The organism is Brevundimonas sp. DW-iso22 (assembly GCF_058725425.1).
In genome coordinates, this window is the sequence record NZ_JBZXEB010000003.1 from 501181 (window position 1) to 527206 (window position 26026).

General features: G+C 65.4%; 33 protein-coding genes and 1 tRNA gene. 16 read left to right on the plus strand and 18 right to left on the minus strand.

The window, feature by feature from the left end:
* Positions 1 to 2: 2 nt before the first annotated feature.
* Positions 3 to 995, minus strand: a complete 993-nt coding sequence (locus tag AC4PRM_RS06015; protein WP_492039152.1) for a threonine ammonia-lyase — start codon at positions 993 to 995, stop codon at positions 3 to 5.
* A gap of 44 nt (positions 996 to 1039) precedes the next feature.
* Here AC4PRM_RS06015 and glpK point away from each other — a divergent pair, with 44 nt between their 5' ends.
* Positions 1040 to 2545, plus strand: a complete 1506-nt coding sequence (glpK, locus tag AC4PRM_RS06020; protein WP_492039153.1) for a glycerol kinase GlpK — start codon at positions 1040 to 1042, stop codon at positions 2543 to 2545.
* Complete coding sequence (locus AC4PRM_RS06025; protein WP_492039154.1) at positions 2542 to 3648, plus strand: phosphotransferase family protein; 1107 nt, start codon at positions 2542 to 2544, stop codon at positions 3646 to 3648. Before glpK ends, AC4PRM_RS06025 begins: the two co-directional genes overlap by 4 nt.
* Here the strand turns inward: AC4PRM_RS06025 and AC4PRM_RS06030 are convergent.
* The 6 genes from AC4PRM_RS06030 to ccmC all read right to left on the minus strand — a co-directional run bounded on the left by AC4PRM_RS06030 (position 3645) and on the right by ccmC (position 7135).
* Positions 3645 to 4451, minus strand: a complete 807-nt coding sequence (locus AC4PRM_RS06030) for a hypothetical protein (protein WP_492039155.1) — start codon at positions 4449 to 4451, stop codon at positions 3645 to 3647. The two genes, AC4PRM_RS06025 and AC4PRM_RS06030, sit on opposite strands and share 4 nt — an antisense overlap.
* A 103-nt stretch (positions 4452 to 4554) precedes the next feature.
* On the minus strand, positions 4555 to 5313 hold the full coding sequence (locus AC4PRM_RS06035) for a DUF1223 domain-containing protein (protein ID WP_492039156.1): 759 nt from the start codon (positions 5311 to 5313) through the stop codon (positions 4555 to 4557).
* 53 nt (positions 5314 to 5366) lie between these two features.
* Positions 5367 to 5609: a hypothetical protein gene (locus AC4PRM_RS06040; protein WP_487921391.1), complete on the minus strand. Its 243-nt coding sequence runs from the start codon at positions 5607 to 5609 to the stop codon at positions 5367 to 5369.
* Positions 5610 to 5650: 41 nt separating this feature from the next.
* Positions 5651 to 6262 carry a DsbE family thiol:disulfide interchange protein gene (locus tag AC4PRM_RS06045; RefSeq protein WP_492039157.1) on the minus strand — a complete coding sequence of 204 codons (612 nt, stop codon included), beginning with the start codon at positions 6260 to 6262 and terminating at the stop codon, positions 5651 to 5653.
* Positions 6259 to 6411, minus strand: coding sequence for a heme exporter protein CcmD (gene ccmD / locus AC4PRM_RS06050; RefSeq protein WP_492039158.1), 153 nt, complete (start codon positions 6409 to 6411; stop codon positions 6259 to 6261). The genes AC4PRM_RS06045 and ccmD overlap by 4 nt, the downstream gene beginning before the upstream one ends.
* Complete coding sequence (gene ccmC / locus AC4PRM_RS06055; protein WP_487921394.1) at positions 6404 to 7135, minus strand: heme ABC transporter permease CcmC; 732 nt, start codon at positions 7133 to 7135, stop codon at positions 6404 to 6406. The genes ccmD and ccmC overlap by 8 nt, the downstream gene beginning before the upstream one ends.
* An 88-nt stretch (positions 7136 to 7223) precedes the next feature.
* On the opposite strand from ccmC, the gene AC4PRM_RS06060 reads away from it, so the two are divergent.
* Positions 7224 to 7448, plus strand: a complete 225-nt coding sequence (locus AC4PRM_RS06060; RefSeq protein ID WP_492039159.1) for an alkylphosphonate utilization protein — start codon at positions 7224 to 7226, stop codon at positions 7446 to 7448.
* A 43-nt stretch (positions 7449 to 7491) separates the two neighbouring features.
* Here AC4PRM_RS06060 and ccmB read toward each other — a convergent pair whose 3' ends face one another.
* Both ccmB and ccmA read right to left on the minus strand, forming a co-directional pair.
* Positions 7492 to 8157 (minus strand): heme exporter protein CcmB, encoded by a 666-nt coding sequence (ccmB, locus tag AC4PRM_RS06065; protein WP_492039160.1) that lies wholly within the window; start codon positions 8155 to 8157, stop codon positions 7492 to 7494.
* Complete coding sequence (gene ccmA, locus AC4PRM_RS06070; protein WP_492039161.1) at positions 8154 to 8753, minus strand: heme ABC exporter ATP-binding protein CcmA; 600 nt, start codon at positions 8751 to 8753, stop codon at positions 8154 to 8156. The genes ccmB and ccmA overlap by 4 nt, the downstream gene beginning before the upstream one ends.
* Positions 8754 to 8954: 201 nt before the next feature.
* Between ccmA and acnA the strand changes: the two genes are divergently transcribed.
* On the plus strand, positions 8955 to 11699 hold the full coding sequence (gene acnA / locus AC4PRM_RS06075) for an aconitate hydratase AcnA (protein ID WP_492039162.1): 2745 nt from the start codon (positions 8955 to 8957) through the stop codon (positions 11697 to 11699).
* A 72-nt stretch (positions 11700 to 11771) separates the two neighbouring features.
* On the opposite strand, the gene AC4PRM_RS06080 is transcribed toward acnA, so the two are convergent.
* Complete coding sequence (locus AC4PRM_RS06080) at positions 11772 to 12302, minus strand: hypothetical protein (protein ID WP_492039163.1); 531 nt, start codon at positions 12300 to 12302, stop codon at positions 11772 to 11774.
* A gap of 66 nt (positions 12303 to 12368) precedes the next feature.
* Positions 12369 to 13238, minus strand: a complete 870-nt coding sequence (locus AC4PRM_RS06085; protein WP_492039164.1) for an isoaspartyl peptidase/L-asparaginase family protein — start codon at positions 13236 to 13238, stop codon at positions 12369 to 12371.
* 104 nt (positions 13239 to 13342) lie between these two features.
* Here AC4PRM_RS06085 and AC4PRM_RS06090 point away from each other — a divergent pair, with 104 nt between their 5' ends.
* The gene (locus AC4PRM_RS06090; RefSeq protein ID WP_492039165.1) at positions 13343 to 14344 is read left to right on the plus strand and encodes an NADPH:quinone oxidoreductase family protein; all 1002 of its coding nucleotides are present in this window, start codon (positions 13343 to 13345) and stop codon (positions 14342 to 14344) included.
* A complete protein-coding gene (locus AC4PRM_RS06095; protein ID WP_492039166.1) occupies positions 14344 to 15057 on the plus strand; it encodes a 2OG-Fe(II) oxygenase in 714 nt (237 codons plus the stop codon). Before AC4PRM_RS06090 ends, AC4PRM_RS06095 begins: the two co-directional genes overlap by 1 nt.
* Here AC4PRM_RS06095 and AC4PRM_RS06100 read toward each other — a convergent pair.
* The gene (locus AC4PRM_RS06100) at positions 15054 to 15452 is read right to left on the minus strand and encodes a YkvA family protein (protein WP_373256492.1); all 399 of its coding nucleotides are present in this window, start codon (positions 15450 to 15452) and stop codon (positions 15054 to 15056) included. The two genes, AC4PRM_RS06095 and AC4PRM_RS06100, sit on opposite strands and share 4 nt — an antisense overlap.
* 55 nt (positions 15453 to 15507) lie before the next feature.
* Here AC4PRM_RS06100 and AC4PRM_RS06105 point away from each other — a divergent pair, with 55 nt between their 5' ends.
* Positions 15508 to 16290 carry an SDR family NAD(P)-dependent oxidoreductase gene (locus AC4PRM_RS06105; protein WP_492039167.1) on the plus strand — a complete coding sequence of 261 codons (783 nt, stop codon included), beginning with the start codon at positions 15508 to 15510 and terminating at the stop codon, positions 16288 to 16290.
* A gap of 131 nt (positions 16291 to 16421) precedes the next feature.
* Positions 16422 to 16496 (plus strand) — tRNA-Gly (locus AC4PRM_RS06110).
* Between the two features lie 163 nt (positions 16497 to 16659).
* Here the strand turns inward: AC4PRM_RS06110 and AC4PRM_RS06115 are convergent.
* Positions 16660 to 17022: a hypothetical protein gene (locus AC4PRM_RS06115; RefSeq protein ID WP_492039168.1), complete on the minus strand. Its 363-nt coding sequence runs from the start codon at positions 17020 to 17022 to the stop codon at positions 16660 to 16662.
* 198 nt (positions 17023 to 17220) lie between these two features.
* Between AC4PRM_RS06115 and AC4PRM_RS06120 the strand changes: the two genes are divergently transcribed.
* The 6 genes from AC4PRM_RS06120 (at position 17221) to AC4PRM_RS06145 (ending at position 22566) form a co-directional block, all read left to right on the plus strand.
* Positions 17221 to 17415 carry a hypothetical protein gene (locus AC4PRM_RS06120; protein WP_492039169.1) on the plus strand — a complete coding sequence of 65 codons (195 nt, stop codon included), beginning with the start codon at positions 17221 to 17223 and terminating at the stop codon, positions 17413 to 17415.
* A gap of 277 nt (positions 17416 to 17692) precedes the next feature.
* Positions 17693 to 18049, plus strand: coding sequence for a hypothetical protein (locus AC4PRM_RS06125; protein WP_492039170.1), 357 nt, complete (start codon positions 17693 to 17695; stop codon positions 18047 to 18049).
* Between the two features lie 135 nt (positions 18050 to 18184).
* Positions 18185 to 19291 carry a hypothetical protein gene (locus AC4PRM_RS06130; RefSeq protein WP_492039171.1) on the plus strand — a complete coding sequence of 369 codons (1107 nt, stop codon included), beginning with the start codon at positions 18185 to 18187 and terminating at the stop codon, positions 19289 to 19291.
* Entirely contained in the window at positions 19288 to 19773 is a 486-nt protein-coding gene (locus AC4PRM_RS06135; protein ID WP_492039172.1) for a hypothetical protein, read from the plus strand. The genes AC4PRM_RS06130 and AC4PRM_RS06135 overlap by 4 nt, the downstream gene beginning before the upstream one ends.
* A gap of 175 nt (positions 19774 to 19948) precedes the next feature.
* Positions 19949 to 20410 (plus strand): hypothetical protein, encoded by a 462-nt coding sequence (locus AC4PRM_RS06140; protein WP_492039173.1) that lies wholly within the window; start codon positions 19949 to 19951, stop codon positions 20408 to 20410.
* A gap of 2 nt (positions 20411 to 20412) precedes the next feature.
* A complete protein-coding gene (locus AC4PRM_RS06145; protein WP_492039174.1) occupies positions 20413 to 22566 on the plus strand; it encodes a glycosyl hydrolase 108 family protein in 2154 nt (717 codons plus the stop codon).
* Positions 22567 to 22634: 68 nt separating this feature from the next.
* Here AC4PRM_RS06145 and AC4PRM_RS06150 read toward each other — a convergent pair whose 3' ends face one another.
* Positions 22635 to 22826 (minus strand): helix-turn-helix transcriptional regulator, encoded by a 192-nt coding sequence (locus tag AC4PRM_RS06150; protein ID WP_492039175.1) that lies wholly within the window; start codon positions 22824 to 22826, stop codon positions 22635 to 22637.
* Between the two features lie 175 nt (positions 22827 to 23001).
* On the opposite strand from AC4PRM_RS06150, the gene AC4PRM_RS06155 reads away from it, so the two are divergent.
* The gene (locus tag AC4PRM_RS06155; RefSeq protein WP_492039176.1) at positions 23002 to 23256 is read left to right on the plus strand and encodes a hypothetical protein; all 255 of its coding nucleotides are present in this window, start codon (positions 23002 to 23004) and stop codon (positions 23254 to 23256) included.
* A 129-nt stretch (positions 23257 to 23385) separates the two neighbouring features.
* Here the strand turns inward: AC4PRM_RS06155 and AC4PRM_RS06160 are convergent, their stop codons facing one another.
* A complete protein-coding gene (locus tag AC4PRM_RS06160; protein ID WP_492039177.1) occupies positions 23386 to 23613 on the minus strand; it encodes a DUF6894 family protein in 228 nt (75 codons plus the stop codon).
* Positions 23614 to 23679: 66 nt separating this feature from the next.
* Positions 23680 to 23910, minus strand: a complete 231-nt coding sequence (locus tag AC4PRM_RS06165; RefSeq protein WP_492039178.1) for a hypothetical protein — start codon at positions 23908 to 23910, stop codon at positions 23680 to 23682.
* A 147-nt stretch (positions 23911 to 24057) separates the two neighbouring features.
* Between AC4PRM_RS06165 and AC4PRM_RS06170 the strand changes: the two genes are divergently transcribed.
* Positions 24058 to 24207, plus strand: a complete 150-nt coding sequence (locus AC4PRM_RS06170) for a hypothetical protein (protein WP_492039179.1) — start codon at positions 24058 to 24060, stop codon at positions 24205 to 24207.
* 56 nt (positions 24208 to 24263) lie between these two features.
* Here the strand turns inward: AC4PRM_RS06170 and AC4PRM_RS06175 are convergent, their stop codons facing one another.
* Both AC4PRM_RS06175 and AC4PRM_RS06180 read right to left on the minus strand, forming a co-directional pair.
* A complete protein-coding gene (locus AC4PRM_RS06175) occupies positions 24264 to 25121 on the minus strand; it encodes a hypothetical protein (RefSeq protein ID WP_492039180.1) in 858 nt (285 codons plus the stop codon).
* On the minus strand, positions 25118 to 25852 hold the full coding sequence (locus AC4PRM_RS06180; protein WP_492039181.1) for an SOS response-associated peptidase: 735 nt from the start codon (positions 25850 to 25852) through the stop codon (positions 25118 to 25120). The genes AC4PRM_RS06175 and AC4PRM_RS06180 overlap by 4 nt, the downstream gene beginning before the upstream one ends.
* Between the last annotated feature and the right edge of the window lie 174 nt (positions 25853 to 26026).

Sequence of the window (26026 nt, forward strand, 5' to 3'; positions counted from 1 at the left end):
AATCAATGGGCGACGAACCGGCCCTCGATGATGTCGGAGAACAGGCCCGGATCGACATTGCCGCCTGACAGAACGAGAACCGTGGTTCGCCCCGCTGCTTCGACATGACCCGACAACAGGGCGGCAAGGGACACCGCGCCACCCGGTTCGACCACTTGCTTCAGGGTTCGGAATGCGTAGGCCACGGCCTCGGCCACCTCGGCGTCCGAAACAGTGACGACCCGCTGCAGTCGCCGGTTGATCGGAAACGTCAGCTCGCCCGGCCGATCGGTCATCAGGGCATCGCAGATGGAGGGGTGCGACACCGGCGCATGGGTCAGCCGCTCGCCTGCGGCGAGCGATAGCAGGGTGTCGTTATAGGCCTGCGGTTCTACCCCGATCACCGGCGTGTCCGGCGCCAAAGCCGCCATCGACAGATTGATCCCGGCGATCAGTCCGCCGCCCGACGCCCCGCACAGCAGCTGATCGATCCGCTCGACCCCCTGCTCACGCGACTGCTCGACGATCTCCAGTCCCGTCGTGCCCTGGCCCTCGATGATGAAGGGGTCGTCGAAGGGGCGGACCAGGACGCTGCCCTTCGTGGCCGCGATCTCCTCGCCGATGGCCTCCCGGCTCTCGGTATAGCGGTCGTACATCCGCACCTCGCCACCGAAGGCGATGACGCCCTCGACCTTCACCCTGGGGCTGTCGGCGGGCATGACGATGATCGCGTGGGTGCCCATGCGACGGGCGGCGGCAGCCACGGCCTGGGCATGATTGCCGGACGAATAGGCGACGACACCGCGTGCCAGTTCTTCAGACGTCAGCCGGCTGATCCGGTTCCACGCCCCCCGGAACTTGAAGGCCCCCGCCACCTGAAGGTTTTCCGCCTTCATTAGCACACGCCCGCCCAGACGTTCGTTCAGCGCGGGGCTTTCGATCAGGGGCGTGCGGACGGCGTGTCCGGCGATCTGACGGGCGGCGTCGCGGACGCCCTCGAAGGAGGCGGTGTGCATGGGCCCTCTTACCTTGCCTGCACGGGTTTGCGTAAGGTGTGACTATGAGAAGTCTGATCCTCGCCATTGACCAGGGCACGACCTCGTCGCGCGCCATCGCCTTCGAAGTGGCAACAGGAGGCGGGCTTCGACCGGTAGCGGTCAGCCAGATCGAACTGCAGCAGCATTTCCCCAAGTCCGGATGGGTCGAGCATGACGCGGCCGAGATCTGGTCGGCCACGCTGCAGACCTGCCGCGAGGTGATCGGCAAGGCGGGCGGCGTCGCGCGCTTCGCCGCCATCGGGATCACCAACCAGCGTGAGACGGCGGTTCTGTGGGATGCCCGAACATCAGTGCCTCTGCACCGCGCCATCGTCTGGCAAGACCGGCGCACCGCCGATGTCACCGCGCGTCTGGCCGCGGCCGGGCATGAGTCCATGGTTCAGGACGCGACCGGCCTGATCCTCGATCCCTATTTCTCCGCGCCCAAATTCGCCTGGCTGCTGGATGCGGTGCCTGGCGCGCGCGAGCGGGCGCAGCGCGGCGAGGTGAAGCTGGGCACGATCGAGAGCTGGCTGATCTGGAAGCTGACCGGAGGCAACAGCCACGTCACCGACGCGACCAATGCCAGCCGCACCTCACTGATGGACCTGAGAACCCGCCAATGGCGGCCTGATCTGGCCAAGCTGTTCCATGTGCCCCTTTCGGCCCTGCCGGAGATACGCGGCTGTACGGATCATCTGGGGGACTGCGAACCGTCGTTGTTCGGGACTGCCCTGCCCATTCACGGCGCGGCGGGCGATCAGCAGGCGGCGCTGGTGGCGCATGGGGCGCTGAAGGCGGGCGATGCCAAGATCACCTATGGCACCGGGGCCTTTCTGGTCGCCAATGTCGGCACAGAACCCGTCGCCTCGACCAGCCGCCTGCTGGGTACGCTGGGATACGAGGCGAAGGGCCAGGTCGCCTATGCGCTTGAGGGTTCGATCTTCTCCGCCGGGTCGGCTATCCAGTGGCTGCGCGACGGGCTGAAGGTGATCTCCGCATCGCGCCAGTCCGAGGCCATGGCGCAGAGCCTGGCCGACAATGGCGGCGTCTATCTGGTACCGGGCTTCACCGGCTTGGGCGCGCCGTGGTGGGAGCCGGACGCGCGGGGCACCATCGTCGGCCTGACCCGCGATTCCGGGCCGGCCCATATGGTGCGGGCCGCGCTGGAGAGTCTGGCCTATCAGACGCGCGACCTGCTGGACGCCCTGGCCCGCGACGGGGCACCCGGGCTGAAAGTTCTGAAGGTCGATGGCGGGGTCACCGCCAATGCTTTTGCCATGCAGTTCGTCGCCGACATCTGCGACATCGCCGTCGAGCGCCCGGCCTTTCAGGAGATGACCGCCCTGGGGGCGGCCAAGCTGGCAGCGCTGGGCGTCGGTCTGATCGACGACCTGGAGGACCATCCCGTGGAGGCTCCGGCGGTCTGGACGCCGCGCATGGATCAGTCCAGACGTGAAAGTCTACTGAGGGGCTGGCGCGGGGCGGTGCGTGCGGCCATCATCGCCGCAAATCCGGATGACGCATGACCCAGATCGACACTGACCCGGCCGATAACGGCGACATCAACACCGACGCGCAAGCCGCCTTCTCCGGCACGCGCGAGGTCGATCCGCGCTATCGTCTGGACGAACCGGCGCTCGAGCGCTGGCTGACCCAGAATGTGGAGGGCTATGCCGGGCCGCTGACGGTGCGTCAGTTCAAGGGTGGCCAGTCCAATCCGACCTATGAGCTGACCACACCTGGCCACACCTATGTGCTGCGCCGCAAGCCGCCGGGCACGCTGCTGCCCTCGGCCCATGCCGTGGACCGTGAGTTCACGGTCATCTCGGCCCTGCACGCGCAGGGCTACCCCGTTGCCCGGCCATATGCTCTGTGTACGGATGATGGCGTCATCGGCTCTATGTTCTACGTGATGGACAAGGTCGAGGGCCGCGTCCTTTGGGACCTCAAACTGCCCGGCATGACCCCGGCGGATCGCCGGGCCATCTACGACACCCAGATCGACGCCCTGGCGGCCCTGCATGCCTTCGACCCCACCGCCATCGGCCTGGGCGACTACGGCCGTCCCGGAAACTATTTCGAGCGGCAGGTCGGGCGCTGGACCAAACAGTATCGTGCGTCCGAGATCGAACCGAACGCGGCGATGGACCGGCTGATCGAATTCCTGCCCGCAACCCTGCCGCCCCAGGGGCCGACACGGATCGTGCACGGCGACTTCCGTCTCGATAATCTGATCATGGCCCCCGATGCGCCCCGGGTGCGGGCCGTGCTGGACTGGGAACTGTCCACGCTAGGCGACCCGATGGCCGACTTCTCCTATCTGCTGATCGCCTGGGTCATTCCGGCGGATCAGAAAAACGGGCTAGCCGGGACGGACATCGAGGCTCTGGGCATCCCCACCGTGGCCCAAACCGTCGAGCGCTATGCGTGCCAGACGGGGGGAGAGGTCCCCGCCAATCTGGACTGGCTGTTTGCCTACAACCTGTTCCGTCTGGCCGCCATATGTCAGGGCATCGCCGGTCGGGTTCGTGACGGTACGGCGGCCTCTTCGCATGCCAGGGCCATGGCCGCCCAGGTCCCGATGCTCGCAGGCGGTGCGCTTGCGTTTGCGAAGAAAGCCGGAGCCTAGTTGCTCAGGATCTGGACCTTGGTCCAGACGTCACCGCGATTGACGATGTCGATCCTCAGGCGGGCCGCCGTCGCCGGCGACAGGGTGCAACTGGGATAGTGATCGTCCAGACCGTCGGCGCAGAGGACCTGTCCCCGGTCATCCCGCACGACCAGGTCGATGTTGGTGTCACCGTCGCCTATGGCCGCAACCCTGAGAAGCTGGGCTCCGCGCGCGTCGATGCTGAAGCTCCAGCGCTCGCGCGAGTTCAGTCGCTTGACGGTCGAGATGGGCCCCACGCCGAAAGGCGAGGTCATGACGCCCACCATGGGGGCGGGTGGTGCCGCCGGCATCGGTACTGCGGGAGCGGGGGCCACAGCGGGCGGCGGAGGAGGCGGTGGTCTCGGCGCTGGCGGCGGTGCTGCCGTCTCGGCGCTGGCGGGCGGCGGACGTCTGACGCGCGAACCGGTCACCACGACATCTTCGACAACGGTCTGGCTCTGACCCAAGGCGGCTGCCTCCTGACGCAGGCCTTGAGGCGTCAGGACGGGTGTAAGGCCCACGTCACCGTCGAGCCCGGTCCGCATCGGCACCTCATCCAGCATGCGAGCCGCCGTCAGCAGCGCACCGGAATCCCTGTTCGCGCGGGCCCAGTCGACCAGATGGGCCACGATCAGCGTCCTTGAGACGGCGCGCGATTCCGGCGTCTCGTTCGCTACGGGAGGATCTTGGGCGTAGGGTTGCGGCAGAGAGATGGCCTGCGCAGACGGCACCGCCATTATGGCGAGCAAAGCCATTGCTGAAATATAGACCGTCGATCTCATCACGTCGCCTTTGCCTCTTCGGGCTCTCAGCTGCCGAGCTTTCATGGTCGATGAAGGTGCTCGGTCTGCGCCACTGACGAAAGCTGATAATTCAGACTGGACGTCAGCGCGGGGCCAAGACAGCGCCGGCCAGGATCTGGCGACTGGTCTTGGCCTGGATCAGGACAGCGACGGCTTCTCCCGCAGCCATATGGTCGGGCAGGGAATACAGAACCGGTCGTCCGCTCCAGTCACCCAGGGTCTCGACCCCGACGACAACATTGGTGTGCCGCAGGCGACGGCCGCGATTTTCACCTGATGACACCACAACGGTCTGGGCTCCCGGCTTGTAGCGCACGGCCACGACCTCTGCCCCGCCGTCTGGCGACACGCCGGACCCTATACCGACGCGGTCGCCCGTTTCGCGGAACTCGATCTCGGGAGGGTTGGCCGGGCGCGTCGCTTCATCGTCTATGGCCACTTGAAGCGCAGGCGGCTGGGCCAGCACGACCTCACGGCGGCCGTTGATGACGATCTGTGGGGTCGAGACATCGCGCACGCGCAAGGGGCGACGATAGTCGCGCTGCCGCTGGGCAAACTCCGGACGGGCAAAGGTGTCCCGCCAGCCCAGATAGTCCCAGTAGTCGACGGCATAGGTCAGGGCGATCACGCCCGGCTCGTCGGCGACGGCCTCCAGGCGTGTGTTGGCCTCGGCACAGACGCCGCAGCCCTGGGCGGTGAACAGTTCGACCACGACGGGATCACTGGGGCCGGGGACCTGATGGCGGACATCGCGCACAGCCGTGGGCTGGGCGGTCGAGGTCGCCGCGACGAGGGCGAGCCCGAGAGCCGCCGCGGGTATGATCCAGCCCCGGTTACGCATGGCGCGACCATAACCACGGCGCGCGCGGATGCGCCGCTCATTTTCGCGTGAAGTCAGACCCGGATATCGACCAGGGAGCCCGGGCGCAGGTCGCGGTCGCCGGTTGAGACTGTACTGTCGGACTGCGAAGCCGTCGTGATCGAAGGCCGCACGGCGACCTCCGTCTTCGTCACCGGCGTCGGCGAAATCCCGGCCAGGGCGGCGCGGAAGAAGTCGGACGAGCGCGCCGCCTGCGCCGCCGGCTGCGGGGCCGTCGGGAACAGGGTGGAGGGCAGGTCGGGCCGAATCGCGCTCATGCCGACAAGGTTAACGAAAACGGTGTGGAGAGGGTTAACGCCTAGTCAGCAGCAGGGCGTGGCGTCGCGGTCGGCAGGGGCCGGGCCGGGGCCTGCATGGCCTGGACCAGACGCTCGACTTCGGCGTCGCTGACCAGGGGGCCGGAGAATTTGGCGACCACCTTGCCCATGGCATCCACGGCAAAGGTCTCGGGCGCACCCGTGATGCCCAGATCCAGCCCGGCCCGTCCCTCCCGATCCACCAGGACGATGGAGTAGGGATCGCCCAGTTCGTCTAGAAAGGCGCGGGTGGCGACGGGGTCGTCCTTCCACGCCACGCCGACGACGGCCACACCCTGCTCACGCAAGGCCATCAGCCTGGGGTGCTCGACGCGGCAGGGCGCACACCAGCTGGCGAAGACATTGACCAGCATCGGCTTGCCGACGCCGGCGGTCTTCAGATCGACCTGGCCGGGGCCCGGCTCCGTTCCGGTGAGGATCGGCAGGACGGTCTGGGGGATCGGCTGACCAACAAGCGCGGAGGGACGATACTCGTTGCCCTGGGTCTGGCCCTGGGTCAGCGAGCGCGAGGCCACATCACCCAGTTTCAGGGCCGCGAACACGACCAGACCGACCAGCAGGGCCAGGGGAATGAGGGCCAGCCAACGGTTCATGACTTGTCGTCCTCCAGCCGCTTCAGGGCGCTCTTCCAGCGGCGCGAGGCCGTCAGCGCCCGCATGGCCAGGGCCGCCAGAACGATCGCGCTGATGGCCCAGCACGGCCAGACGTAGGCTCCGTAAGCGCCCATATCCAGATCAGGCATGATCGGCCTCCATGGCGCGGCGGGCGCTCAGCGACAGCACCCGACGACGCAGGATCTCGGTGCGTATGGAGGTGATCCAGTAGGCCAGGAAGAAGACCCCGAACGCCGCCATCATGATCAGCAGCGGCGTCAGCATGGAGGCCGCCATCGATGGCCCGTCCTCGCGCAGCAGGCTGGCGGGCTGATGGAGGGTATTCCACCAGTCGACGGAGAATTTCACGATCGGCAGGTTGATCAGACCGACCAGTCCCAGCACCGCAGCCGCTCGTGCCGCCTTCGCCTCATCGTCGATCGACGCCCTCAGCGCCATATAGCCGATGTAGAACAGCAGCAGGACCAGCTCCGACATCAGCCGCGCATCGCCCCAGACCCAGAAGGCGCCCCACATTGGCTTGCCCCACAGACTGCCGGTGATCAGGGCCAGGAAGGTATAGGCCGCGCCCGGCAGGGCCGCCGCCCGCGCTGCCGCATCCGCCAGCGGATGCCGGAACACCAGGGCGAAGAAGCTGGAAATCCCCAGCGCCAGATAGATGCCCAGACCCACCGAGGCGGCGGGCACATGCACGAACATGATCCGCACCGTATCGCCCTGCTGATAGTCCTCGGGCGCGACGAAACTCAGCCAGGTGCCGATGGCCAGCAGCACGGCGGCCCCGACCCACAGCACAGGCGTCAGCGGGCGCGTGAAGCGCAAAAACCGGTCGGGATTGGCAAGGCCGAACATCCGCATCCCTTTAAGGGGCTTGGCGCCGCCGCGCTATACGTCCCCCATCCCTGTGCTACAGCGTCGCGCCAGATTTGCGGAGACGACCATGACCGACGACGTGACCAAGGATTCCAACGGCAACATCCTGGCCGACGGCGACAGCGTGACCCTGATCAAGGATCTGAAGGTCAAGGGCTCGGGCGGGGTGACGCTGAAACGCGGCCAGCTGGTCAAGAACATCCGCCTGACCAGCGATACAGACGAGATCGAGGCCAATGTGGAGAAGGTGCGCGGCCTGGTGCTGCGTACGGAGTTCGTGAAGAAGGCCTGATGCGCTGACGCTCGGGCCGCGGATCCTCGCGACTTGAGCGTGATTATCCTTGAGCGTTCCGGATCGCCGCTGCGCCTGCGAACGGCGCAATGACGGCGGCGAACAGGACGTAGGCAGTCAGCAGGGCCAGGGCCGGGATGGGGGACAGGCCGTTGGTTGCCCGCTCCACGGCTCCGGCCCCGAAGACCACCGGCGGGATGAACAGCGGCAGGACGACGACGGCGATCAGCAGGCCGCCGCGCTTCGACCCAAGCGCCAGGGCCGCGCCCAGGGCTCCGGTCAGGGCAAACCCCAGCCCGCCGATCAGGGCTGATAGTCCCACCAGCGGGGCGAGGGCCGGTGACAGGCCCAGGGTGATGGCGGCAACGGGTGCGGTCACGGCCAGGGGCCAGCCGACAGCCAGCCACTGGGCCTTGGCCTTGGCCATGACGACCAGTTCCAGCGGGACGGGCCCCAGCGCGATCAGGTCCAGCGTACCGTCCTCCAGATCGCGCTCGAACAGTCGCTCCAGCGACAGGATCGACGACAGGGCCAGGGCCAGCCAGGCCATGCTGCCCGCGACGGGTCTCAGGCCTGCCGGATCGCCACCGGCCGCCAGCGGCACCAGGACGGTCAGACACAGGAAAAAACCACAGGCCAGAAGAGGCCCGCCACCGCCTGACCAGGCCAGTGCCAGTTCGCGACGGAACAGGGTCAACAGGCCGCTCACCGCCCGGCTCCGATATCGAGCGTACGGGCCGGCACAGGCAGGGAGTCATGCACGGCGGCGATGACGGCCCCGCCCTTGTCGACATGGGCCTGCATCAGGGTGCCGAACACAGCGCGCCAGCGGGCATCCAGCGGACTGAACGGCTCGTCGAGCAGCCATAGCGGTCGCGGTGCGGCGATCAGACGAGCCAGGGCCAGTCTGCGACGCTGGCCCGCAGACAATTGACGCACCTCCAGATCCAGCAGGGGCGTCAGGGCCAGAAGGTCAATGGCTGCGGCGACACCATCCGGGTCTGCACCGGCGAACCGGGTCTGGAACGCCAGTTCGTCACGCGCGCTGCGGGCCGTTTTCAGACCGTCAAGCGGTCCTTGCCAGTGCAGATGCTGTCGCCGTGCTTCGTGCACATCCGTGCCCCCGAAGGCTATTTCGCCTGCGTCGGGGCGGATGAATCCGGCTATGGCGCGCAACAGGCTGGTCTTGCCCGCCCCGTTCGCCCCGGTCAGGGCCAGCACCTCTCCGGGCGCGACGGTAAGGGACAGGTCGCGGAACAGAATCCGCTCTCCGCGAGATACGGTCAGGGCAGAGACGGAAATCATCTGTCACCCCTCCAGTTGCGAACATTTCTCAATGTCCCTGTGCCCAACGTGGATACATGGACGCAAGCGCCTGCCATCGCTATATCCAGCGTCGCCGCAGCAGGCGTTCGCCGCGCGCGCCGGGGACCTGTGTGCCCCTGCGTGGATCGCGCGAACGTGCAACCGGATTGTCGGGCGGCGTTGACCAGAGGAAACCTCTCCATGCCGTCGAACGACAGCCTCAAGACCCGTCAGGACCTTTCCGTCGGGCGCAAGAAATACGCCTATTACAGCCTTCCCGCCGCCGAGGAAGCCGGTCTGGCCGGGATTTCCCGTCTGCCGCGCTCCATGAAGGTGCTCCTCGAGAACCTTCTGCGCAACGAGGACGGCGTTTCCGTCACCGAAGCCGACCTGAAGGCGGTCGCCGCCTGGATCGACAACAAGGGTTCGGTCGAGCACGAGATCGCCTTCCGTCCGGCCCGCGTGCTGATGCAGGACTTCACCGGCGTTCCCGCCGTGGTCGATCTGGCCGCCATGCGTGACGCGATGGCCAAGCTGGGTGCCGATGCCGCCAAGATCAACCCGCTGGTGCCCGTCGATCTGGTCATCGACCACTCTGTCATGGTCGACCATTTCGGCACGGCCGGAGCCTTCAACCAGAACGTCGAGCGCGAGTACGAGCGCAACATCGAGCGCTACAACTTCCTGCGCTGGGGTTCGTCGGCCTTCAACAACTTCCGCGTCGTGCCCCCCGGCACCGGCATCTGCCACCAGGTGAACCTGGAGAACCTGGCCCAGACTGTCTGGACGCTGGAAGAGGGCAAGAAGACCGTCGCCTATCCCGACACGGTCGTGGGCACCGACAGCCACACCACCATGATCAACGGCCTGGCCGTTCTCGGCTGGGGCGTGGGCGGCATCGAGGCTGAGGCCGCCATGCTGGGCCAGCCGATCCCGATGCTGATCCCCGAGGTTATCGGTTTCAAACTGACCGGTGCCATGACCGAGGGCACGACGGCGACCGATCTGGTCCTGACCGTCACCCAGATGCTGCGCAAGAAGGGCGTGGTCGGCAAGTTCGTCGAATTCTTCGGCCCGGCTCTGCCGAACATGACGATCGAGGATCAGGCGACCATCGCCAACATGGCCCCGGAATACGGCGCCACCTGCGGCTTTTTCCCCGTCAGCCGCGCCACCATCGACTATCTGACCGCCACGGGCCGCGACAAGGCCCGCGTCGCCCTGGTCGAGGCCTATGCCAAGGCTCAAGGGTTGTGGATCGATGAAACCTCGGAAGACCCCGTCTTCACCGATGTGCTGGAACTGGACATCTCCACCGTCGTGCCGTCGCTGGCCGGGCCCAAGCGTCCGCAGGACAAGGTCGCTCTGGACGTCGCCGCGCCGTCGTTCGAGACCGCCCTGACCGACGTCTTCAACCGCGTCACCGATGCCCCGCGCTATGCCGTCGAAGGCCAGAAGTTCGACGTGGGTGACGGCGACGTCGTGATCGCGGCCATCACCTCCTGCACCAATACGTCCAACCCCTCGGTTCTGATCGCCGCCGGTCTGGTGGCGCGCAAGGCCCATGCCCTGGGCCTGAAGGCCAAGCCGTGGGTGAAGACCTCGCTGGCACCGGGATCTCAGGTCGTCACCGACTATCTGACCGACGCCGGCCTGCAGAAGGACCTGGACGCCCTGGGCTTCAACCTGGTCGGCTATGGCTGCACCACCTGCATCGGCAACTCGGGCCCGCTGGATCCGGCCATTTCCAAGGTGATCAACGACAACGGCCTGGTGGCCACTTCGGTGCTATCCGGCAACCGAAACTTTGAGGGCCGGGTGAACCCCGACGTCCAGGCCAACTACTTGGCCTCGCCGCCGCTGGTCGTGGCCTATGCCATCGCCGGCTCGATGCGGATCGACATCACCACCCAGCCGATCGGTCAGGACAAGAAGGGCAAGGACGTCTTCCTGAAGGACATCTGGCCGACCTCGGAAGAGATCGCCGCCATCCAGAAGAAGTCGGTCACCCCGGCCATGTTCGCCAAGCGCTACAAGGACGTCTTCAAGGGCGACAAGCACTGGCAGGCCATCAAGATTGAGGGCGGCCAGACCTATGAGTGGGAAGACACCTCCACCTACGTCGCCAACCCCCCGTATTTCGAGGGCCTGTCGATGGAGCCGGCGCCGGTCACTGACATCGTCGAGGGCCGCGTGCTGGCCATCTTCGGCGACAGCATCACCACCGACCACATCAGCCCGGCCGGCTCGATCAAGAAGACCTCGCCTGCCGGGGTCTATCTGACCAACCGGGGCGTCGATGCCCTGGACTTCAACAGCTATGGCGCCCGCCGGGGCCACCACGAAGTCATGATGCGCGGGACCTTTGCCAACATCCGCATCCGCAACAAGATCACGCCGGAGATCGAGGGCGGGGTGACGAAACACTTCCCGTCGGGCGACACCATGTCGATCTACGACGCGGCCATGCGCTACCAGTCCGAAGGCCGTCCGCTGGTCGTCTTCGCGGGCAAGGAGTACGGCACCGGCTCGTCGCGTGACTGGGCTGCCAAGGGCACCCGCCTGCTGGGCGTTCGCGCTGTTCTGGCCGAAAGCTATGAGCGTATCCACCGGTCGAACCTGGTCGGAATGGGCGTCGTGCCGCTGCAGTTCAAGGCGGACGGCTGGCAGAAGCTGGGCCTGACGGGCGAGGAGATCGTGACGATCCGCGGCCTGTCCGACGTCAACGTCGGCAAGCTGCGTCCGCGTCAGGACATCTGGGTCGAACTGTTCCGTCCGTCGGACGGAAAGATGGCCCGTTTCCCGGTCCGCTGCCGCATCGATAACCAGACCGAGCTGGACTACTTCAAGGCCGGCGGCGTGATGCCCTATGTGCTGCGGAACCTGGCGGGTGGGGACCAGCCGGCCCCGGCCAATGATGAAGCTGCGGCGATCGCGGCCGAATAGGCTTCGAGCGTTAGCGTTGATAATAATAGGCCGGCGGAACTCTCCGCCGGCCTTTTTCACTTCTGGGGCGGTTCAGCCCCGGGTGGCGTTGTGCGGGCCGGGATCACGCGGATTGCGGCCAAACGCCTCCTCGCAGACGGCCCGACCGAAGGCCTCTGACACCATCATCTGGCGATCGCCTAGCAGGCCGCCGACGCGGCCCTGAGCGCTGGTCGAAACCCGGATCGGGTAACGGCCCAGAACACGGTTGTTGCGAGCCGGATCAACGAACTCCACCGTGGCGGCCAGGTAATTCTCGCCGTCGCCGTTCAGCAGGGTTTCCAAGCGGCCAGCGCGGTCCAGCGCCTTGATGTGAACCCTAAGATCGACAGGTGCCGTGCCCCACATGCAGCGGCGGAGCTCTTCGTGCACTTCTTCATTGAATGTGTCGGCGAAGTCGTCCTCAGCGTCGAGCCAGTCAGACGACATAACTATCGAGCCGATCTGCGCGGTCTCCTGAAGCCCGATCGGCAATGCTACCGGTGGGCCACCTTCGATCACTGGGGCGCACGCCGCGGTGGCGCTAAGCGCCGCAAGGGTCACGGCGGTGATGAGAGATTTCATATCGGTCTCCTGTGCGTGCAGAAAACTTAGTCGAACCCTGTTCATTGACGAGTGAATTCGGCGTAATCAGCGTCCGAAGACCTCGACCCTGGTCTGACCTTCGGTCGTCAGCCAGGCCCTTTTCATGCCCTGGCTGTTGAACGGCGCGGCGATGTTGCCATCGCGGTCCAGGGCGATCAGCCCGCCGTCGCCGCCCATGCCACCGATCTGATCGATGACCCCCTGCGTCGCCTCGGCAAGCGGCTGTCCGGCCCCGACGCGCCAGCCGACCTGGGCGGCGGCGGCGACGCGGATGAAATACTCGCCCTGTCCGGTGCAGGAGGTGGCGGTCCGCTCGTCGGCCCAGGTCCCGGCCGCCGGAATGGGGGTGTCTCCGACCCGGCCCGGCATCTTGCCGAACACACCCGCCGTCGAGGTCGCCGCCGCCAGCCGTCCCTCTTTGTCCAGAACGCAGCAGCCGACCGTGCCATGGCTCAGCGTCCCCGGCGGATGATTGTCCTCACCCTGACCGGCCCGGGTGAACCAGGCCGCCTCGTCGCCAATCGGCTCCAGCCCCTGATCATGCGCGAACAGGGCCGCGCCTTCCCCTGCCAGCATGACGTGCGGGGTCCGGTCCATCACTGCCCGCGCCGCCACGACCGGATTGCGGAACCCTTGCAGCGCGGCCACCGAACCCGCCTTGCGGGTCGCGCCGTCCATCAGGCTGGCATCCAGCTCATAGGCCCCCGCCAGATTGGGCGAGGCCCCGCGCCCGGCGACATAGAGGCCCGAGTCCTCCAGCATCACCACCGCCTCGACCGCGACGTCCAGCGCACTGGCCCCCGCGTCCAGCCGCGCCTTCATCGCCTCCACGACCTGGCGCATATGCACGACCTCGGCGTCATAGTTCCGCTCGCGCCGCGCGCCTGCGCCACCGTGAAGAATGAGGGCCGTCATGGGGTCGTCTCCGGATCGCCTCTTTCAAACGGGCGTGCGGCTGATTAGCCTCTCGTCACGACGCGCGCCACGGGGGCGCGAGGCTTATGCTGAAAGACTTATCCATGCGCGCAGTGCTCTCCAAGGCCCCCGGCGGCCCCGAAACCCTGGTCGTCGAAGAGGTCATGGACCCGCGCCCGATGAAGGGCGAGGTCGTCATCGATGTGAAGGCGGTCGGCATCAACTTTCCCGACACCCTGATCATCGAGGACAAATATCAGTTCAAGCCGCAGCGCCCCTTCTCGCCCGGCGGCGAGGTTGCCGGCGTCGTCGAGGCGGTGGGCGAGGGCGTCACCTCGGTGCGCAAGGGTGACCGCGTCATCGCCGTGCCCGGCTGGGGCGGTCTGGTCGAGCGGCTGGCCGTGCCCGCCACCAGCGTCATCAAGATTCCTGACGGCATGGACTTCCCCACCGCCGCCGCCCTGATCATGACCTATGGCACCAGCTACTATGCGCTGAAGGACCGGGCCCAGCTGAAGGCGGGCGAGAGCCTGCTGGTGCTGGGGGCGGCGGGTGGTGTCGGCATCGCCGCCGTCGAATTGGGCAAGGCCATGGGGGCCCGCGTCGTCGCCGCCGCCTCCACCAATGACAAGGTCCAGTTCGCCCTGGAGGCCGGGGCCGACAACGGCCTGATCTATCCGTCCGGCAAGATGGACAAGGCGGCCCAGAAGGAGCTGTCGGGTGAGCTGAAGCTGGCCTCGGGTCGCGACGGGCCGGACGTGGTCTATGACGGTGTCGGCGGCGACTATTGCGAGCCGGCCCTGCGCTCCATGGACTGGAACGGGCGTTATCTGGTCGTCGGTTTCCCGGCGGGCATTCCCTCCCTCCCGCTGAACCTGACCCTGCTGAAGTCGGTGTCGGTGATCGGCGTCTTCTGGGGGGCGGCGGTGGCCCGCGACCCGGCTGGGCACGCGGCAAACATGACGGACCTGTTCAAATTCTGGAGCGAGGGCAAGATCAAGCCGCGCATCAGCCGCACCTATCCGCTGGAGCGCGCGCATGAAGCCATCCAGGCCCTGGGCGACCGCTCGGTGATGGGCAAGGTCGTGGTGACGGTCGACGCCTGATGGTGGAGCTTGCGCTGTCACCGTCGCTGGACGTCGCGAGCCTGAACGCGGCCTTCAAGGTCCATCGCCGCCTGCACATTCCCGATGTGCTCGGCCCTGACAGCGCCGAGGCCGTGACGGCGGCCATGGAGGCCTATGACGGCTGGCGGGTCAGCGTCCATGCAGGCGGCGAGCGGTTCGAGATTCCGCTGAGCGGCGGTCGCGCCGCCGAGCCGGGCAAGCAGAGCTGGATCGACCAGGCCGCGCTGAACGGGGCCGACGAGAGCATGCAGTATATCTTCGATACCCGGCGCATTACGGTCGAGGGCATCGGCGATGATGTCCAGGATGCGGTCGCGGCCGTGCCCGCCTTTCTGAACAGCCCGACCTTCATCGCCGTCGTGCGCGGCGTGACCGGCGACGACCGGATCGACTTCGCCGATGCCCAGGCCACCCGCTATCGGCCCGGCCACGTCCTGACCGGTCACAACGATGACGCCGAGGGCAAGAACCGGCTCTATGCCTATGTGCTGAACCTGACCCGCGACTGGCGCGTGGACTGGGGCGGGGCGCTGATCTTTCCGGGTGCCGACGGCCAGATCGAAGAAGGCTTCGTGCCGCGATTCAACGCCCTGAATATCTTCGCCGTGCCGATGGACCACGCGGTGACCCAGGTCGCCAGTTTCGCCGGTGCCAACCGCCTGTCGATCACCGGCTGGCTGCGCTCGAACTAGTCGCCCTTCAACTGCTCCAGCGCCGCGTCGGCCTGCTTCTTGTGTCGCGGCCGTATATTGGCCCCCAAGGTCGCGATCAGGGCGGCAATGACGGCGGCGTCGTCGGTGAAGCCGATTCCGGCGAAGATGTCGGGAATGGCGTCGATCGGCAGGACGAAATAGGCCAGCCCGCCCAGCATCAACCCCTTGGCCGCCATCGGCGTCTCGGGATCGCGCGCCGCGAACCAGACGCTCAGCGCCTGTCCTGCGAAGGGGATGCGGGCCGCCGTGCGCCGGATCTTGGGCCAGAAGCCCTTCTGAACCCGGACCTCATTGGTCGCCAGCACCGAGGGCACCAGGGCGCGCTTGGGGTCCAGGGCCTCGTCGGGCGTCATCGGCTTGGTATTCGTGGTCATGGCGGCTAAAGCCCCGCAATCGTCATTCGTTCAATCCCATATAGGAACAGAGGCCATGAAACTCGACGGGTCAATCGCAGCGGTGGTCACGGGTGGGGCCTCGGGCCTGGGTGAAGGCACCGCACGCGCCATCGCCGCCACGGGGGCAAAGGTCGCCCTGTTCGACATGAACGCGGAGAAGGGCGAGTCCATCGCGGCCGAGATTGGCGGCGTCTTCTGCCAGGTCGACGTCACCTCCGATGAAGAAGTGGCCGCCGCCTTCGCCAAGGCCCGCGCCGCCCACGGTCAGGAGCGCCTGACCGTCAACTGTGCCGGCATCGCCACGGGCCAGAAGACCGTCAGCCGCAAGCGCGACACCGGCGAGACCCGCGCGCATGACATGGCATCGTTCGAGCGCACCGTTCGCATCAACCTGTTCGGCACCTTCCGCGTATTGAGCCAGTCGGCGCTGGGCATGGTCGCCCTGGATCCGATGGAAGACGGCGAGCGCGGCCTGATCGTCAATACGGCCTCCGTGGCGGCCCAGGACGGCCAGATCGGCCAGGCGGCCTATTCGGCGTCCAAGGGCGGCGTCTATGCCATGACCCTGCCGGTGGCCCGCGATCTGGCCCAGGAAGGCATCCGCGTAAACACCATCCTGCCCGGCATCATGTGGACGCCGATGATGGCCGGCATGGACCAGAAGGTTCAGGACAGCCTGGCCGCCGCCATCCCCTTCCCCAGCCGACTGGGCAAGCCGTCGGACTATGCGTCTCTGGTGCTGGAACTGGCCCGCAACGTCTACATCAACGGCGAATGCATCCGTCTTGACGGCGCCATCCGGCTCGCGCCTCGTTGAAGCGCGAGTAGGGGCGCATCTTGGTGCGCTAACGCTCGGGACGCGGTCCCTCTCTGCTTGAGCGCAGAATTTTGCGTTTGGGACTTGCGAGATGTGCAGCCCCTCCGCTATAGGCCCGCCTCCGACTGATTGCGGGCGTAGCTCAGTGGTAGAGCACAACCTTGCCAAGGTTGGGGTCGAGAGTTCGAATCTCTTCGCCCGCTCCAGTTGGAAGCCAATAAAGACAAGGCCCTAGCGGAAACGCTGGGGCCTTTCTTTTTCTTCGCTGTGGCTCTGGTCATCAGATGGTCATCACCAGACGGCGTTTCGAGCTGCTTTCCGGCGGTCGCCTCCAGTGCCGAAACACCGGAGGCGGGTCGTGTCGCGGCCTTAGGCGGCGGCTGAACGCATGGCGATGACGTCGAACAGCAGCTGGCCGAGGGGTCGGCCGTCGTCGAATGTCCGTCCTGCGATCACCCGGCGGGCGATCAGCATGTGGTCGTCCTGCTCTTCGTCGGTCTCCGCGTGGGCAGCGACCAGTGCAACCGCGATCTTCTGTTCCAGATCGGCCAGGGTCACGGCTGGCGCGGCCAGAACGGCAAACACCTTGTCGGCTCGTTCGTTGGTCAGCGCCTCCAGTGTGCCCTCTGGCTCGCCGGTGGCTATTGCCCGCGCCAAGGCGTCGCTCGCGGCGTGAAGGTTGGCCATCGCTGTGCTGAACGCTGACGCTGTGATATCGGTGGTGCTGGTCATGGGCTCGTTCCGTGGCTGTGGATCGGCCCCCTGTTCCTGTCCAAGGGCGGTGGGGGCCGGTCCGTCATCGGTTAACCGAAGCGATTAACCTAACACAACCGTATTAGCTTCAGGCGGATTGTCAACACGCCTGTATTAGCTTACGCTGTCGGCATGACAAAGATCACACCCGAGGCAATCAGAGCCGGGCGAGCGCTTATGCAATGGTCACTGCGCGACCTCGCTGCTCACACCGGCCTATCACTGACGACGGTCCATCAGGCCGAGACCGGCAAGCGCGATCCTTGGGATGCCAGCGCACAGGCGATCATCGCCGCCTTCAAGGCGAACGGTGTCGAACTGTTGGGTGACGGTGCGCCCGGTGCCCGCATTCATCCGGCACCGCTGCCCTAACCATAGCACCGCCCTCCGCAGGACACTGACAGCACAGGCCTGCCGTCCCGACCGGTGATTGCCCGCTGCCGAGCGCAGGGGCTGGCGGACCTCCCGTACCTCCCAATAGAGAAACGCACCTCGACCGTCGGCCCACCGGGGAGGGGGGAAAATCGGCCGCGCCTCATCCCCTACGGGGGTCGCGCTAACGGTGCTGACGGGGGAGGCCCGGTGCCCGCATTTTTCCTGCGCCCCTACCCCCGATCTGATTAGGATGGACCATCAATCGGAGTCGGCCATGTCATCACCGCTGAAGCCGCGTGGTCTGCGGGATCCTGTCACGGCCTCCGAACTGGCCCATCTTGTTGAGTTGCTCACCAAAGAAGCCGGTGCCGTGAGGCGCGCAGCACAGGTTTTAGCCGACCGGCTGCCTCAAGCTGAAGGTGAGCGCGAACCTTTTGATCCGTATGTGCTTCCAGGGGATGGCACCCCGATAGGTCTCGTCCGCCGCATGCGCGGTGCGATCGCGGAATGCGACGAAGCATTGGCCCAGATACGGTGGGTTCGCTCACGTTTCGATGCCTGGGCGAACGATGCTTATCTCAGCACCGACGTGCGGGCATGGGTTGAAGGCGGAAGCCAAGACGACGATTAGGTGCCGCACGTTAAAGCCGTCTGGCGTTGAATCGCCTTCCGCACAACGTGTGGTCATACTCGCAAAGGTCAACTATACGTGGGCTCGAATAAACAGCGCTCGACCGGGGGGATGATGCCTGACCAAAAGATCACGGTGGACATCGCGACGCGTTTCCTCGGCCAGAACGAGGACATGTTCATCGTCCGGCCCGGTGAGAGCTTCTCCCTCTACAATGACATCGTCCGGAAGAACGCGATTTTCCTCGACTTCCCCGACATCCGACTGGCCTTCAACGGGCCACGGCCGAAGAAAGACGCCCTGCGCCAAGCTGTCGTTCGATCGATGGAGTTGCGCGAATGGCACCGTCGCGGACGCGCTGGCACCGAGCCTTCGCGAGACCCGATCGACTACGTAGAGAAAACGAAGGGTCGGCGCGTCGGTCGCTACGTCGGTGCCGTCGAACGGCTCTATTACTCCTTGCCCGCTGGGACGATCATTGTCGTGCCAGGCCCCGGCTACTTCAGCGACGTATTGATAGGCGAGATCGTCGGCCAACCCGTCGAGATTGGCAATGTCAGCCTGTATCCGGGCGAAACGCTTCCGGCCCGCCGGGTCCGTTGGATTGGCAGGCGCCCCAAGGCTCGGTTCTCCGAGAAGCTGAGAGACAGGCTCCAGAAGCCGACTCCTCTCATGGCGATCGACCGCAGCCTTCGCCACGAGATTCTCGAGGCAGCCTACGATCAGTTTGTGATCGGTGACACGTTCAGCGCTCGACTGCGGACCACCGAGGCTGATTTCAGCACACTCGACGATTACAACATCCAGACGTTCGTCAACTATGTCTCCGGTGTGCTCGTCGCCACGGAGGAGAATGCAGACGCATCGAGGGTGAAGCTGGCTGATGCGCTCGCCTACCTCGGTCAACACCGGGAATTGGTCCCAGAGCTAACGTCGAACATCAACTCACCCGGGGCGCTGCGCCTCTTCAGCGAGAAAATCTTTCCGATCACGGTCGCCGTTCTGCTGGCCGTCGCCCTCGGCGCGCCGGCCGAAGCGCCTTTGCCGGTGATCGAGGTTATCAATTCCGCGGTTGCCGGTGACGATCCGTGCGCGTTGACCGTCCAGCAGCAGGCCATGGATGCGGTGCAGATGATGGACCTCGACACGTGGCACCAAGTTTGCGTTCAAGCTCGCGATGCCGCAAAGTCGACAGGACTTTCGACTAGCATCACCGTTGTGCCAGACCCGGAACAACCATGACGATGACGTTGCCCCGCACGAGCGAGAGACCCGCAAGCCGCACGCTCGTGATCGCGGGTTTCATCGCGGCGACTGCCTTCAGCGGCCTCGTGACGCTCGGTGTGGGTGTCTACAACACGGGCTATCAAGCGCGCCTCGCTGACAAGACCGCGACGGTGAACCGCTTCATCGGTGCCGCTGAAGGCTTTGATCCGCTGGTGGTTCGCTTTGTTGCGGAGTCGGGCCAAAGTCGCATCTCTCCGGCGACGCGGGAGGCCATTAAGGCAAACCTTGTTGCGCAGCGCAGCAGCTTGGAGAGCGCTCAGGCGCTCCTGTCTCCACGCGAGGCAGAGCTCGCCGCCCAATATTCTGGCCTCCTCGCGCGCGCAGACAGCGGGCTGAAAAAGTCCAGCGGTCCGCTCGATTCTCGTGACTTCGCTCAAGCCGCTGCGGACATCGCAGCGGCTCGACCGAGCCTGTATGCCGCCTTGCGCGGGAAGTGACTGGCCACATCAGCCGTCGCTGAGGTCGATAGGTCGTCATCCTTGCCTATCGGCCTTTAGTGAATCTGGGTGGCGGTTGCTTTTCTGACGCCCGGCACCAGGGACAACTCCAGACGAAACCCAGGTGGCCGACGGGTGCATTCGCTCAGGCCTCGGATCGTCTGACTGTTGCCGAATGGCACTCCCCCTTTTGTTCATGGCGGCATCCTCCGGCCTGAAGGCCTTAGGAACCATTGGCAGCGGCATCCAGTCCGCCCGCGCCAATAAGGCGACGGCCCTTGGCGCACAGATCGAACGCGATCTGGCGATGCTACGGCGCGACCAGCTGAAGGCGGATTCCCGCGCCAGCCTGCAGACCGCGCTGGGCAACATCGATGCGGTCCGGTCGGCCAGGGGCGTGAACCTCGATAGCCAGACGGGCCAGATGATCACCGCCCGAACCCGACAGGACGCCTACCGCGAAGAGGCTCGGGCCGCGCTCGGCGAACTCCAACGAGCAGGCACCGCAGAGCAGGCGCGGCGCGGGTACGCATCAGCGTCACGCTGGGCGATCCCGATGTCGGTCATCGGCGCGTCTGGTGACGCCGCGCAGGCCTTCTCCTACGGCAAGGACTTCCTCGCGAAGAGGGGCGGCTGATCATGGCTGCTTCAGGAACAGGCCTGCCGTCGCTGACCGGCGGCACGATCACACCTCTGGTGGACACTTCGGCTTTTGGAGCCGCCGAGCGAGCCAGCGCAGAGGCGATGCAAACCGCTGTGGTGGGCATCGGTCGCTTCCAGGACCGCATACTCAAGCCCTTGGCCGAGGAAGAGGCTCGGGACTCTGCCGCCGCCGATGTGATCGAGGGTCGGCTCGACGACCAGCGCAGCGTGATCACGGCGGAAGGCCAGCTGTATAATCAGACCCTCCGCGCCGGTGCCAACGCCAAGGCGGGCCGAGACGACACCTCATATTTAGAGAACCTCGCGGCCGAGACGCCATTGGACCCCGAGGCCTTCACGCAGCGGGCGGCGGCCTACCGGACGGAAATGCTCGAGCAGCGGCCTGGCTGGCAGGCGATGGACTGGACGGCGACCTTCGACACGCGCCGCGACCAGTTGGCCACCAACCTCAAGACTGCGCAGATCCAGCAGCAGACCCGCGAGGCCGCGACTTCGATCATTGGCAGGCGTGACGATCTCGTTGGCTGGCTGACGAGGCAGGTCGAAGAGGATGCGCTGTTTGATCCGTCCAGCCCCACCATCGCGCCGCTGATCGCCGAACTCGACGCCATCCAGGCCGAGGTGGAATCCAATCCGCTTCTCACGGTCAACGAAGAGGAAGGCGCACGACGGCGTGCCGTGATCATGGACGGCCTTCAGGCGTCCGCCTTTGCTGGGGTCGTCCGCCAAACCTACCGTTCCGCCGGTGCCGATGCGGCTCTGGCCCTTATTCAATCGTCTCTGCCGCCGGTCGGCGACGACGGATCGCCCCTGCCGACGTATGTCTCGCCGGGCGCGGGCGGTGCGCCACAGGGCCTCACCCAGCCGGGCAACATCGACCTTTCGGCCAGGCCCGCGGTTACCAACGCCGACGGCACGACCAGCACCGTGCGTTCGATCTCGATTGAGGAAGACGGGCGGCACATCCTCATCCCGACGGTGACCGACGAGGGACGCATTGCCAGCGATGAAGAGGCCATCGGCATCTATCGGCAGACCGGACGTCACTTGGGCATCTTCGACAGTGAGGCGGCAGCGGGAAACTACGCCACCGCCCTGAGCGACGATCAGTCGGTTGGCCGCAATGGTGCGCCGGTCGTCGCGGGCCGCGCTCGCCAGCAGGCCTATGACGCAGCGGTCGCTGCCTATGGTCAGGAAAACACCCTCGCCCAGCAGCGCGAGAACATCGCGTCCGCCCAGCGCACGCAAGCCGCGACCCTGGCGACGAACCTTCTGGAAGCCATGCGCTATGGCGGGCCGGTAGATCACAACCAGCTTCGGTCACTGGCCGAAGTGTCGGGCGACCCCAGCCTCGTTGCTCGCGTTCGCTGGGCCATTGAGGTTGGAGTCCAGCCGCCACCATTCCCCGGCTCCAGCGGAACGGGCGGCGGCGGTGCGGGTGGCTATGACGGCGATGTGTCGGCGGCCGGTGGTTTCGACGCCTGGGTCGAGTTCGTCATCGAAGCCGAAGGCGGCGACGCCCTGGTCGAGAACGACAATGGCCGCGGGCCCAGCCGCTGGGGCATCAACCAGACGTCCAACCCTGACCTCGATGTGCGTGGCATGGTGGGCGAGGCGGGTCGGCAGATGGCCATCCGCCGCTACCGCGAACAGTACTGGGACGGCATCGGTGCCGATCAGCTGTCGCCTGGTCTGGCCTTTGTGGCGAGTGACGCGGCGGTGACCTCTGGCCCGCCGACGGTGCGCCGCTGGCTGCGTGAGGCGAACGGTGACGTTGGGGCGTTCCTGGCCATCCAGGAGCGCCACTATCGCGGCCTGGCCCAGCGCGACCCCCAGAAATACGGCGACGATCTCCGGGGCTGGCTGAACCGCATGGAGCGTGCCCGAGGCAGAGCGGCTCGCATCGACGCCTTCGCGCTCAATCAGGATGGCTTCGCTACCGATCCGATCTCATTCGCTACCGGCAACAGCAATCGGCCGGCGCTGGCCAACGTCGCAGCACTGCCGATTGACGAAGTCGGCTCAGCTCAGTGGTTCAACGCCGTGCGGTCATGCCACCCGCCGGCTGTTCGCGTAATTGGACAGAGCCACAAGCACCGCCACCATCAACGGGGTGCAGCGCGGGTCTAGGACCACTGTCTCAATACGAGCGAACTTTTCAGCAGCTTCGGCCGCCTTGGAATCGGGCGGGCTCACTGTCAGCCCTCAACCTGCTGGCGGCGAGCCTCCATGAATGCGGACAGATCGAGCAGGCGATACCGTGCCCGGTTGTTCACAAGGCTATAGATCGGCCCGCGTCTATGTGATCGCCAGTCTTCCAGGGTGCGACGCGAGAAGCCTGTGTAGCGGGCGGCTTCTGCGGTCGTCAGATAGCGGTCTTCAGCGGTCACTGCCGGGCTCCATCGGTTGTGCCCGTATCTGTGCGAAGCCTGCCCGTACCAACAATGCACTCGTCTCGACGCAGCGATCTGAGGTCCTTGTTATTGCCGCTAAGCCACCCTCGGATTCATTGGCGTTGCCGGCCGAAAAGCCGTGCCATCACCGTCTCCGACCAAAGGAGAAGTCATGTCGTCACCCACATTCCACTACGACTGCGACCTGTGCGGACAGCCGTTCCAGTTCGGGCCCCACATCTATCGAGGCCGGCCTATCCCAAGCTGGGGCAAGGTGATGATCTGCAGCATGTGCGAAGACAGCAACTGGGATGGCATTGGGCCCCAGTCGCATCCCCGGTTCATGGCCCTGCTGGCTGAGCGGCGTGTGGAAGTGAAGCTCAATGCTCAAGGCTGGCTGAGCATCCCCTCGCGAGGTTCGCAGTGAGGCGCATTGGCGACCCGGGGCCGCAGAGGGGGACTCGTAACCCCGGGCCGCCTTACAGCACACGCAACGCTGCAATGTCAGCAGACAGGCTAGGCCGATGACGGTCAAATCACCCTAGCGTCAGGCCGGTCAGGTGACGCGAGTTGCCATGACCGTGAGAAAGCCAAGAACACCATTCTCGTCGCGCAGAACGATCTTGAAGTCATTGCCTGCCCAGAGGTGCGGTGCCTTCGTGGGCGTTAGCTCGGAGACGATGCGGATGGCGGCCTGACGGGCTGACTCGTTGTTGAGCAGCACCTCTCCGTCATGATCGATTACGTGTCCACCATCGAGGGTGTCGAAGAAGTATCTGGGCATGAAGCCATAAAGCCGACCGCGCCGCCGCGTTCCTCATCCGGTTTTCGACAGTGCGGCTCGCATCCCTCATGGCACTAGCGGCCGCGCGCGCTCGGCTTCGCGCGCATTGTCCGCCCTGGCCTGCGCTGCATCCATCTCGGCCACGTTCGCCACTCCCTCAGCGTTGCGACGGCCCGTCTCGTCCGGCCTCAGTGCGGCATAGGCAAGCAAGGCCAAGACCACAGCGGCCAAACCACCCAAGATCAGGCGGCCGGTCCATGGGTTGGGGTAGTGGGCATCACGCGTCTTGCTAGGCATCTGGTGCTCCTTCCGGAACCAAACGCGTAACTGCGACAAAAGGGACCACGGCGGCACAGGGTTCAACCGGACGCGCCTCTGGTCGCATGGAAAGAGCTTATTTGCGGTGTAGCTGAGACTTGTCCCGGCTTCATCGCTTGAGACCGAATGGTAGATCGCACCGCCGAAGTCATCGACCTGCAGCGCAAGGCCCGCGAGGTGAGTTCGATGGCCACCAAGTCGCCGTTCCCGAAAGACCGAAAGCGGTTCTCAGACCTGGCTGAGGACTACCAGCGTCGGGCTGAACATCTGCGTTAGTGGAGAAGAGAGGGGGCGGCAGTGGGTCGGCTGTGTCGCTATTTTGAGGCGTCCCGTCACGTTCCAGCTTGCGAAAATGCGCCTTGAGGATTGCCGCCTCGGTCTAGCTCTCCGACAACCAAGGTGTAAGTAGGGCTCCCGTAGATTGCGAAGAGGCGAATACGGGCGATCGCTAGTTTCTGCCCAGTCAATGGATGGATCGCTTCCATCGTGTCGAACTCGTGGAGGTTCTGGCTGGCTGGCTCAAGGTCGGCGGATGAGCCTGCGTAGCACTGAAAATCATCGCTGCACCCTCGAATGAGTTCAGTGAGCATTGGCTTGAAGCCATCTAGGCCGACACGAGCGACCCAGATCCCGTGAGCTATTTTCGCCAAGAACCGGACGAACAGATCGATACGGACCCCAGGGCTTTTGACCGCAACCGCACCGTAAGTTTGCAGGAAAGCGCGAGTTTCTCGGCGGTCACGATACACCCAGAATTGGGGTTCGCTTAACGGGACATTGATTGCACTTTCAAGGTAAGTCGGTCCTCTAACGCTCGGCATGTAAATGCAAGTAGGCAAGTCGGCAGCACTCGCCTCAATTCGAGGCTCACTGCCATCCGGCATTAGGACATCTATCCAAGCTGGAGCGGGACGATGATTCTTCTTTTTCGAACCTTTCATCCCATGCTGTAGTCGACCCACGTGGAAGAGATGCCGCATGCAATACTGTTCAGCGGAGTTGACTAGCCGCTGACAGTCGCAGCAGCTGGATTTCGGTAACTCGATGCGGCCGCCCCAACCGTCCGGAATGATGTGTTCATCCGTCAACTCATCTCCGCCGCCGCCACAGTAAATACACTGGTCAACAGGCGGAAGAGCGCGTGGTTCATCATAGGAAAGTGGACCGGTGATGCGGTCCAGACTTTTCATTCTGCAGCCTCGGAAGAACCGAGGTGATCTTTGATTTGGAGCGCCCCATCCGGCAACGCCCTCTGTAGCGCCTTGGCCTCGCTCCACGGCGCGCGCATCCAGGTCTCGCGTTGCTCGGCCGTGGTCAGGATCACCGGCATCGCCTTGGGGTGGACGGACTTCACCGGCTCGCTGGGCTCGGTCGTCAGGAAGGCGAACAGGTCGATCGTCTCCATCCCCGTCTTGATCTTGCGCACCGAGGTCCAGGCGCGGGCGTGGACGCCGGCGAAGAAGGCCAGCGGCTCCGGATCGTCGCCAGCCAGGCGGAACCAGACCGGGCGGTATTTGCCCTCGGCGTCGCGGCCCGGCTCGCTAAAGGCCGTGAACGGGACCAGGCAGCGGTTGGCCGGCTCCAGCCATGGCTTCCAGTGGGAGGAGATGGTGTTGCGCACATTGGTGGTGCCGCTGTCGGGCTCCAGCTCTAGCAGGCGAGGGAAGTCGACATCCTTGCCCTTTGCCCTCAGCTTGTCGGCCCGTTTCGTCGCCTCATCGAACAGCGCCTTCTTGGACGACGGCATGCCCCACCGCGACAGCGCCAGCTCGCGCTCGCCATCCGGGCTGTGTCGGACGATCGGGGCAGGATAGTCAGGATAGACGTCGCCGGGCGCGAGGTTGCCGACGTCGGACCGCATGGCGTTGGCCAGATCCATGATCGCCTGGGGGCCTGACCGCTGTCGGTAGAGGTTGCACATCGGGCGAGCCTGTCACGACGCAGGCGGAATGTGGAGTCGCCGGAAAGCGGACGTTCCGAATGTCCGCTATGGGTGGGAAGCGGACATATCGACCCAAAGGACTTTGGCTGCTACGACAGGTCATGTCGCGGGTTGCCCTTGCCTTAACGTTCGCACTAACAGCGTGCGCTGGCA

Bases quoted from the DNA above. Each gene is read 5' to 3' on its own strand.
- AC4PRM_RS06015 (WP_492039152.1), bottom strand. From the start codon at position 995: ATGCACACCGCCTCCTTCGAGGGCGTCCGCGACGCCGCCCGTCAGATC.
- glpK (WP_492039153.1), top strand. From the start codon at position 1,040: ATGAGAAGTCTGATCCTCGCCATTGACCAGGGCACGACCTCGTCGCGC.
- AC4PRM_RS06025 (WP_492039154.1), top strand. From the start codon at position 2,542: ATGACCCAGATCGACACTGACCCGGCCGATAACGGCGACATCAACACC.
- AC4PRM_RS06030 (WP_492039155.1), bottom strand. From the start codon at position 4,451: ATGAGATCGACGGTCTATATTTCAGCAATGGCTTTGCTCGCCATAATG.
- AC4PRM_RS06035 (WP_492039156.1), bottom strand. From the start codon at position 5,313: ATGCGTAACCGGGGCTGGATCATACCCGCGGCGGCTCTCGGGCTCGCC.
- AC4PRM_RS06040 (WP_487921391.1), bottom strand. From the start codon at position 5,609: ATGAGCGCGATTCGGCCCGACCTGCCCTCCACCCTGTTCCCGACGGCC.
- AC4PRM_RS06045 (WP_492039157.1), bottom strand. From the start codon at position 6,262: ATGAACCGTTGGCTGGCCCTCATTCCCCTGGCCCTGCTGGTCGGTCTG.
- ccmD (WP_492039158.1), bottom strand. From the start codon at position 6,411: ATGCCTGATCTGGATATGGGCGCTTACGGAGCCTACGTCTGGCCGTGC.
- ccmC (WP_487921394.1), bottom strand. From the start codon at position 7,135: ATGTTCGGCCTTGCCAATCCCGACCGGTTTTTGCGCTTCACGCGCCCG.
- AC4PRM_RS06060 (WP_492039159.1), top strand. From the start codon at position 7,224: ATGACCGACGACGTGACCAAGGATTCCAACGGCAACATCCTGGCCGAC.
- ccmA (WP_492039161.1), bottom strand. From the start codon at position 8,753: ATGATTTCCGTCTCTGCCCTGACCGTATCTCGCGGAGAGCGGATTCTG.
- acnA (WP_492039162.1), top strand. From the start codon at position 8,955: ATGCCGTCGAACGACAGCCTCAAGACCCGTCAGGACCTTTCCGTCGGG.
- AC4PRM_RS06080 (WP_492039163.1), bottom strand. From the start codon at position 12,302: ATGAAATCTCTCATCACCGCCGTGACCCTTGCGGCGCTTAGCGCCACC.
- AC4PRM_RS06085 (WP_492039164.1), bottom strand. From the start codon at position 13,238: ATGACGGCCCTCATTCTTCACGGTGGCGCAGGCGCGCGGCGCGAGCGG.
- AC4PRM_RS06090 (WP_492039165.1), top strand. From the start codon at position 13,343: ATGCGCGCAGTGCTCTCCAAGGCCCCCGGCGGCCCCGAAACCCTGGTC.
- AC4PRM_RS06095 (WP_492039166.1), top strand. From the start codon at position 14,344: ATGGTGGAGCTTGCGCTGTCACCGTCGCTGGACGTCGCGAGCCTGAAC.
- AC4PRM_RS06100 (WP_373256492.1), bottom strand. From the start codon at position 15,452: ATGACCACGAATACCAAGCCGATGACGCCCGACGAGGCCCTGGACCCC.
- AC4PRM_RS06105 (WP_492039167.1), top strand. From the start codon at position 15,508: ATGAAACTCGACGGGTCAATCGCAGCGGTGGTCACGGGTGGGGCCTCG.
- AC4PRM_RS06115 (WP_492039168.1), bottom strand. From the start codon at position 17,022: ATGACCAGCACCACCGATATCACAGCGTCAGCGTTCAGCACAGCGATG.
- AC4PRM_RS06120 (WP_492039169.1), top strand. From the start codon at position 17,221: ATGCAATGGTCACTGCGCGACCTCGCTGCTCACACCGGCCTATCACTG.
- AC4PRM_RS06125 (WP_492039170.1), top strand. From the start codon at position 17,693: ATGTCATCACCGCTGAAGCCGCGTGGTCTGCGGGATCCTGTCACGGCC.
- AC4PRM_RS06135 (WP_492039172.1), top strand. From the start codon at position 19,288: ATGACGATGACGTTGCCCCGCACGAGCGAGAGACCCGCAAGCCGCACG.
- AC4PRM_RS06140 (WP_492039173.1), top strand. From the start codon at position 19,949: ATGGCACTCCCCCTTTTGTTCATGGCGGCATCCTCCGGCCTGAAGGCC.
- AC4PRM_RS06145 (WP_492039174.1), top strand. From the start codon at position 20,413: ATGGCTGCTTCAGGAACAGGCCTGCCGTCGCTGACCGGCGGCACGATC.
- AC4PRM_RS06155 (WP_492039176.1), top strand. From the start codon at position 23,002: ATGTCGTCACCCACATTCCACTACGACTGCGACCTGTGCGGACAGCCG.
- AC4PRM_RS06160 (WP_492039177.1), bottom strand. From the start codon at position 23,613: ATGCCCAGATACTTCTTCGACACCCTCGATGGTGGACACGTAATCGAT.
- AC4PRM_RS06165 (WP_492039178.1), bottom strand. From the start codon at position 23,910: ATGCCTAGCAAGACGCGTGATGCCCACTACCCCAACCCATGGACCGGC.
- AC4PRM_RS06170 (WP_492039179.1), top strand. From the start codon at position 24,058: ATGGTAGATCGCACCGCCGAAGTCATCGACCTGCAGCGCAAGGCCCGC.
- AC4PRM_RS06175 (WP_492039180.1), bottom strand. From the start codon at position 25,121: ATGAAAAGTCTGGACCGCATCACCGGTCCACTTTCCTATGATGAACCA.
- AC4PRM_RS06180 (WP_492039181.1), bottom strand. From the start codon at position 25,852: ATGTGCAACCTCTACCGACAGCGGTCAGGCCCCCAGGCGATCATGGAT.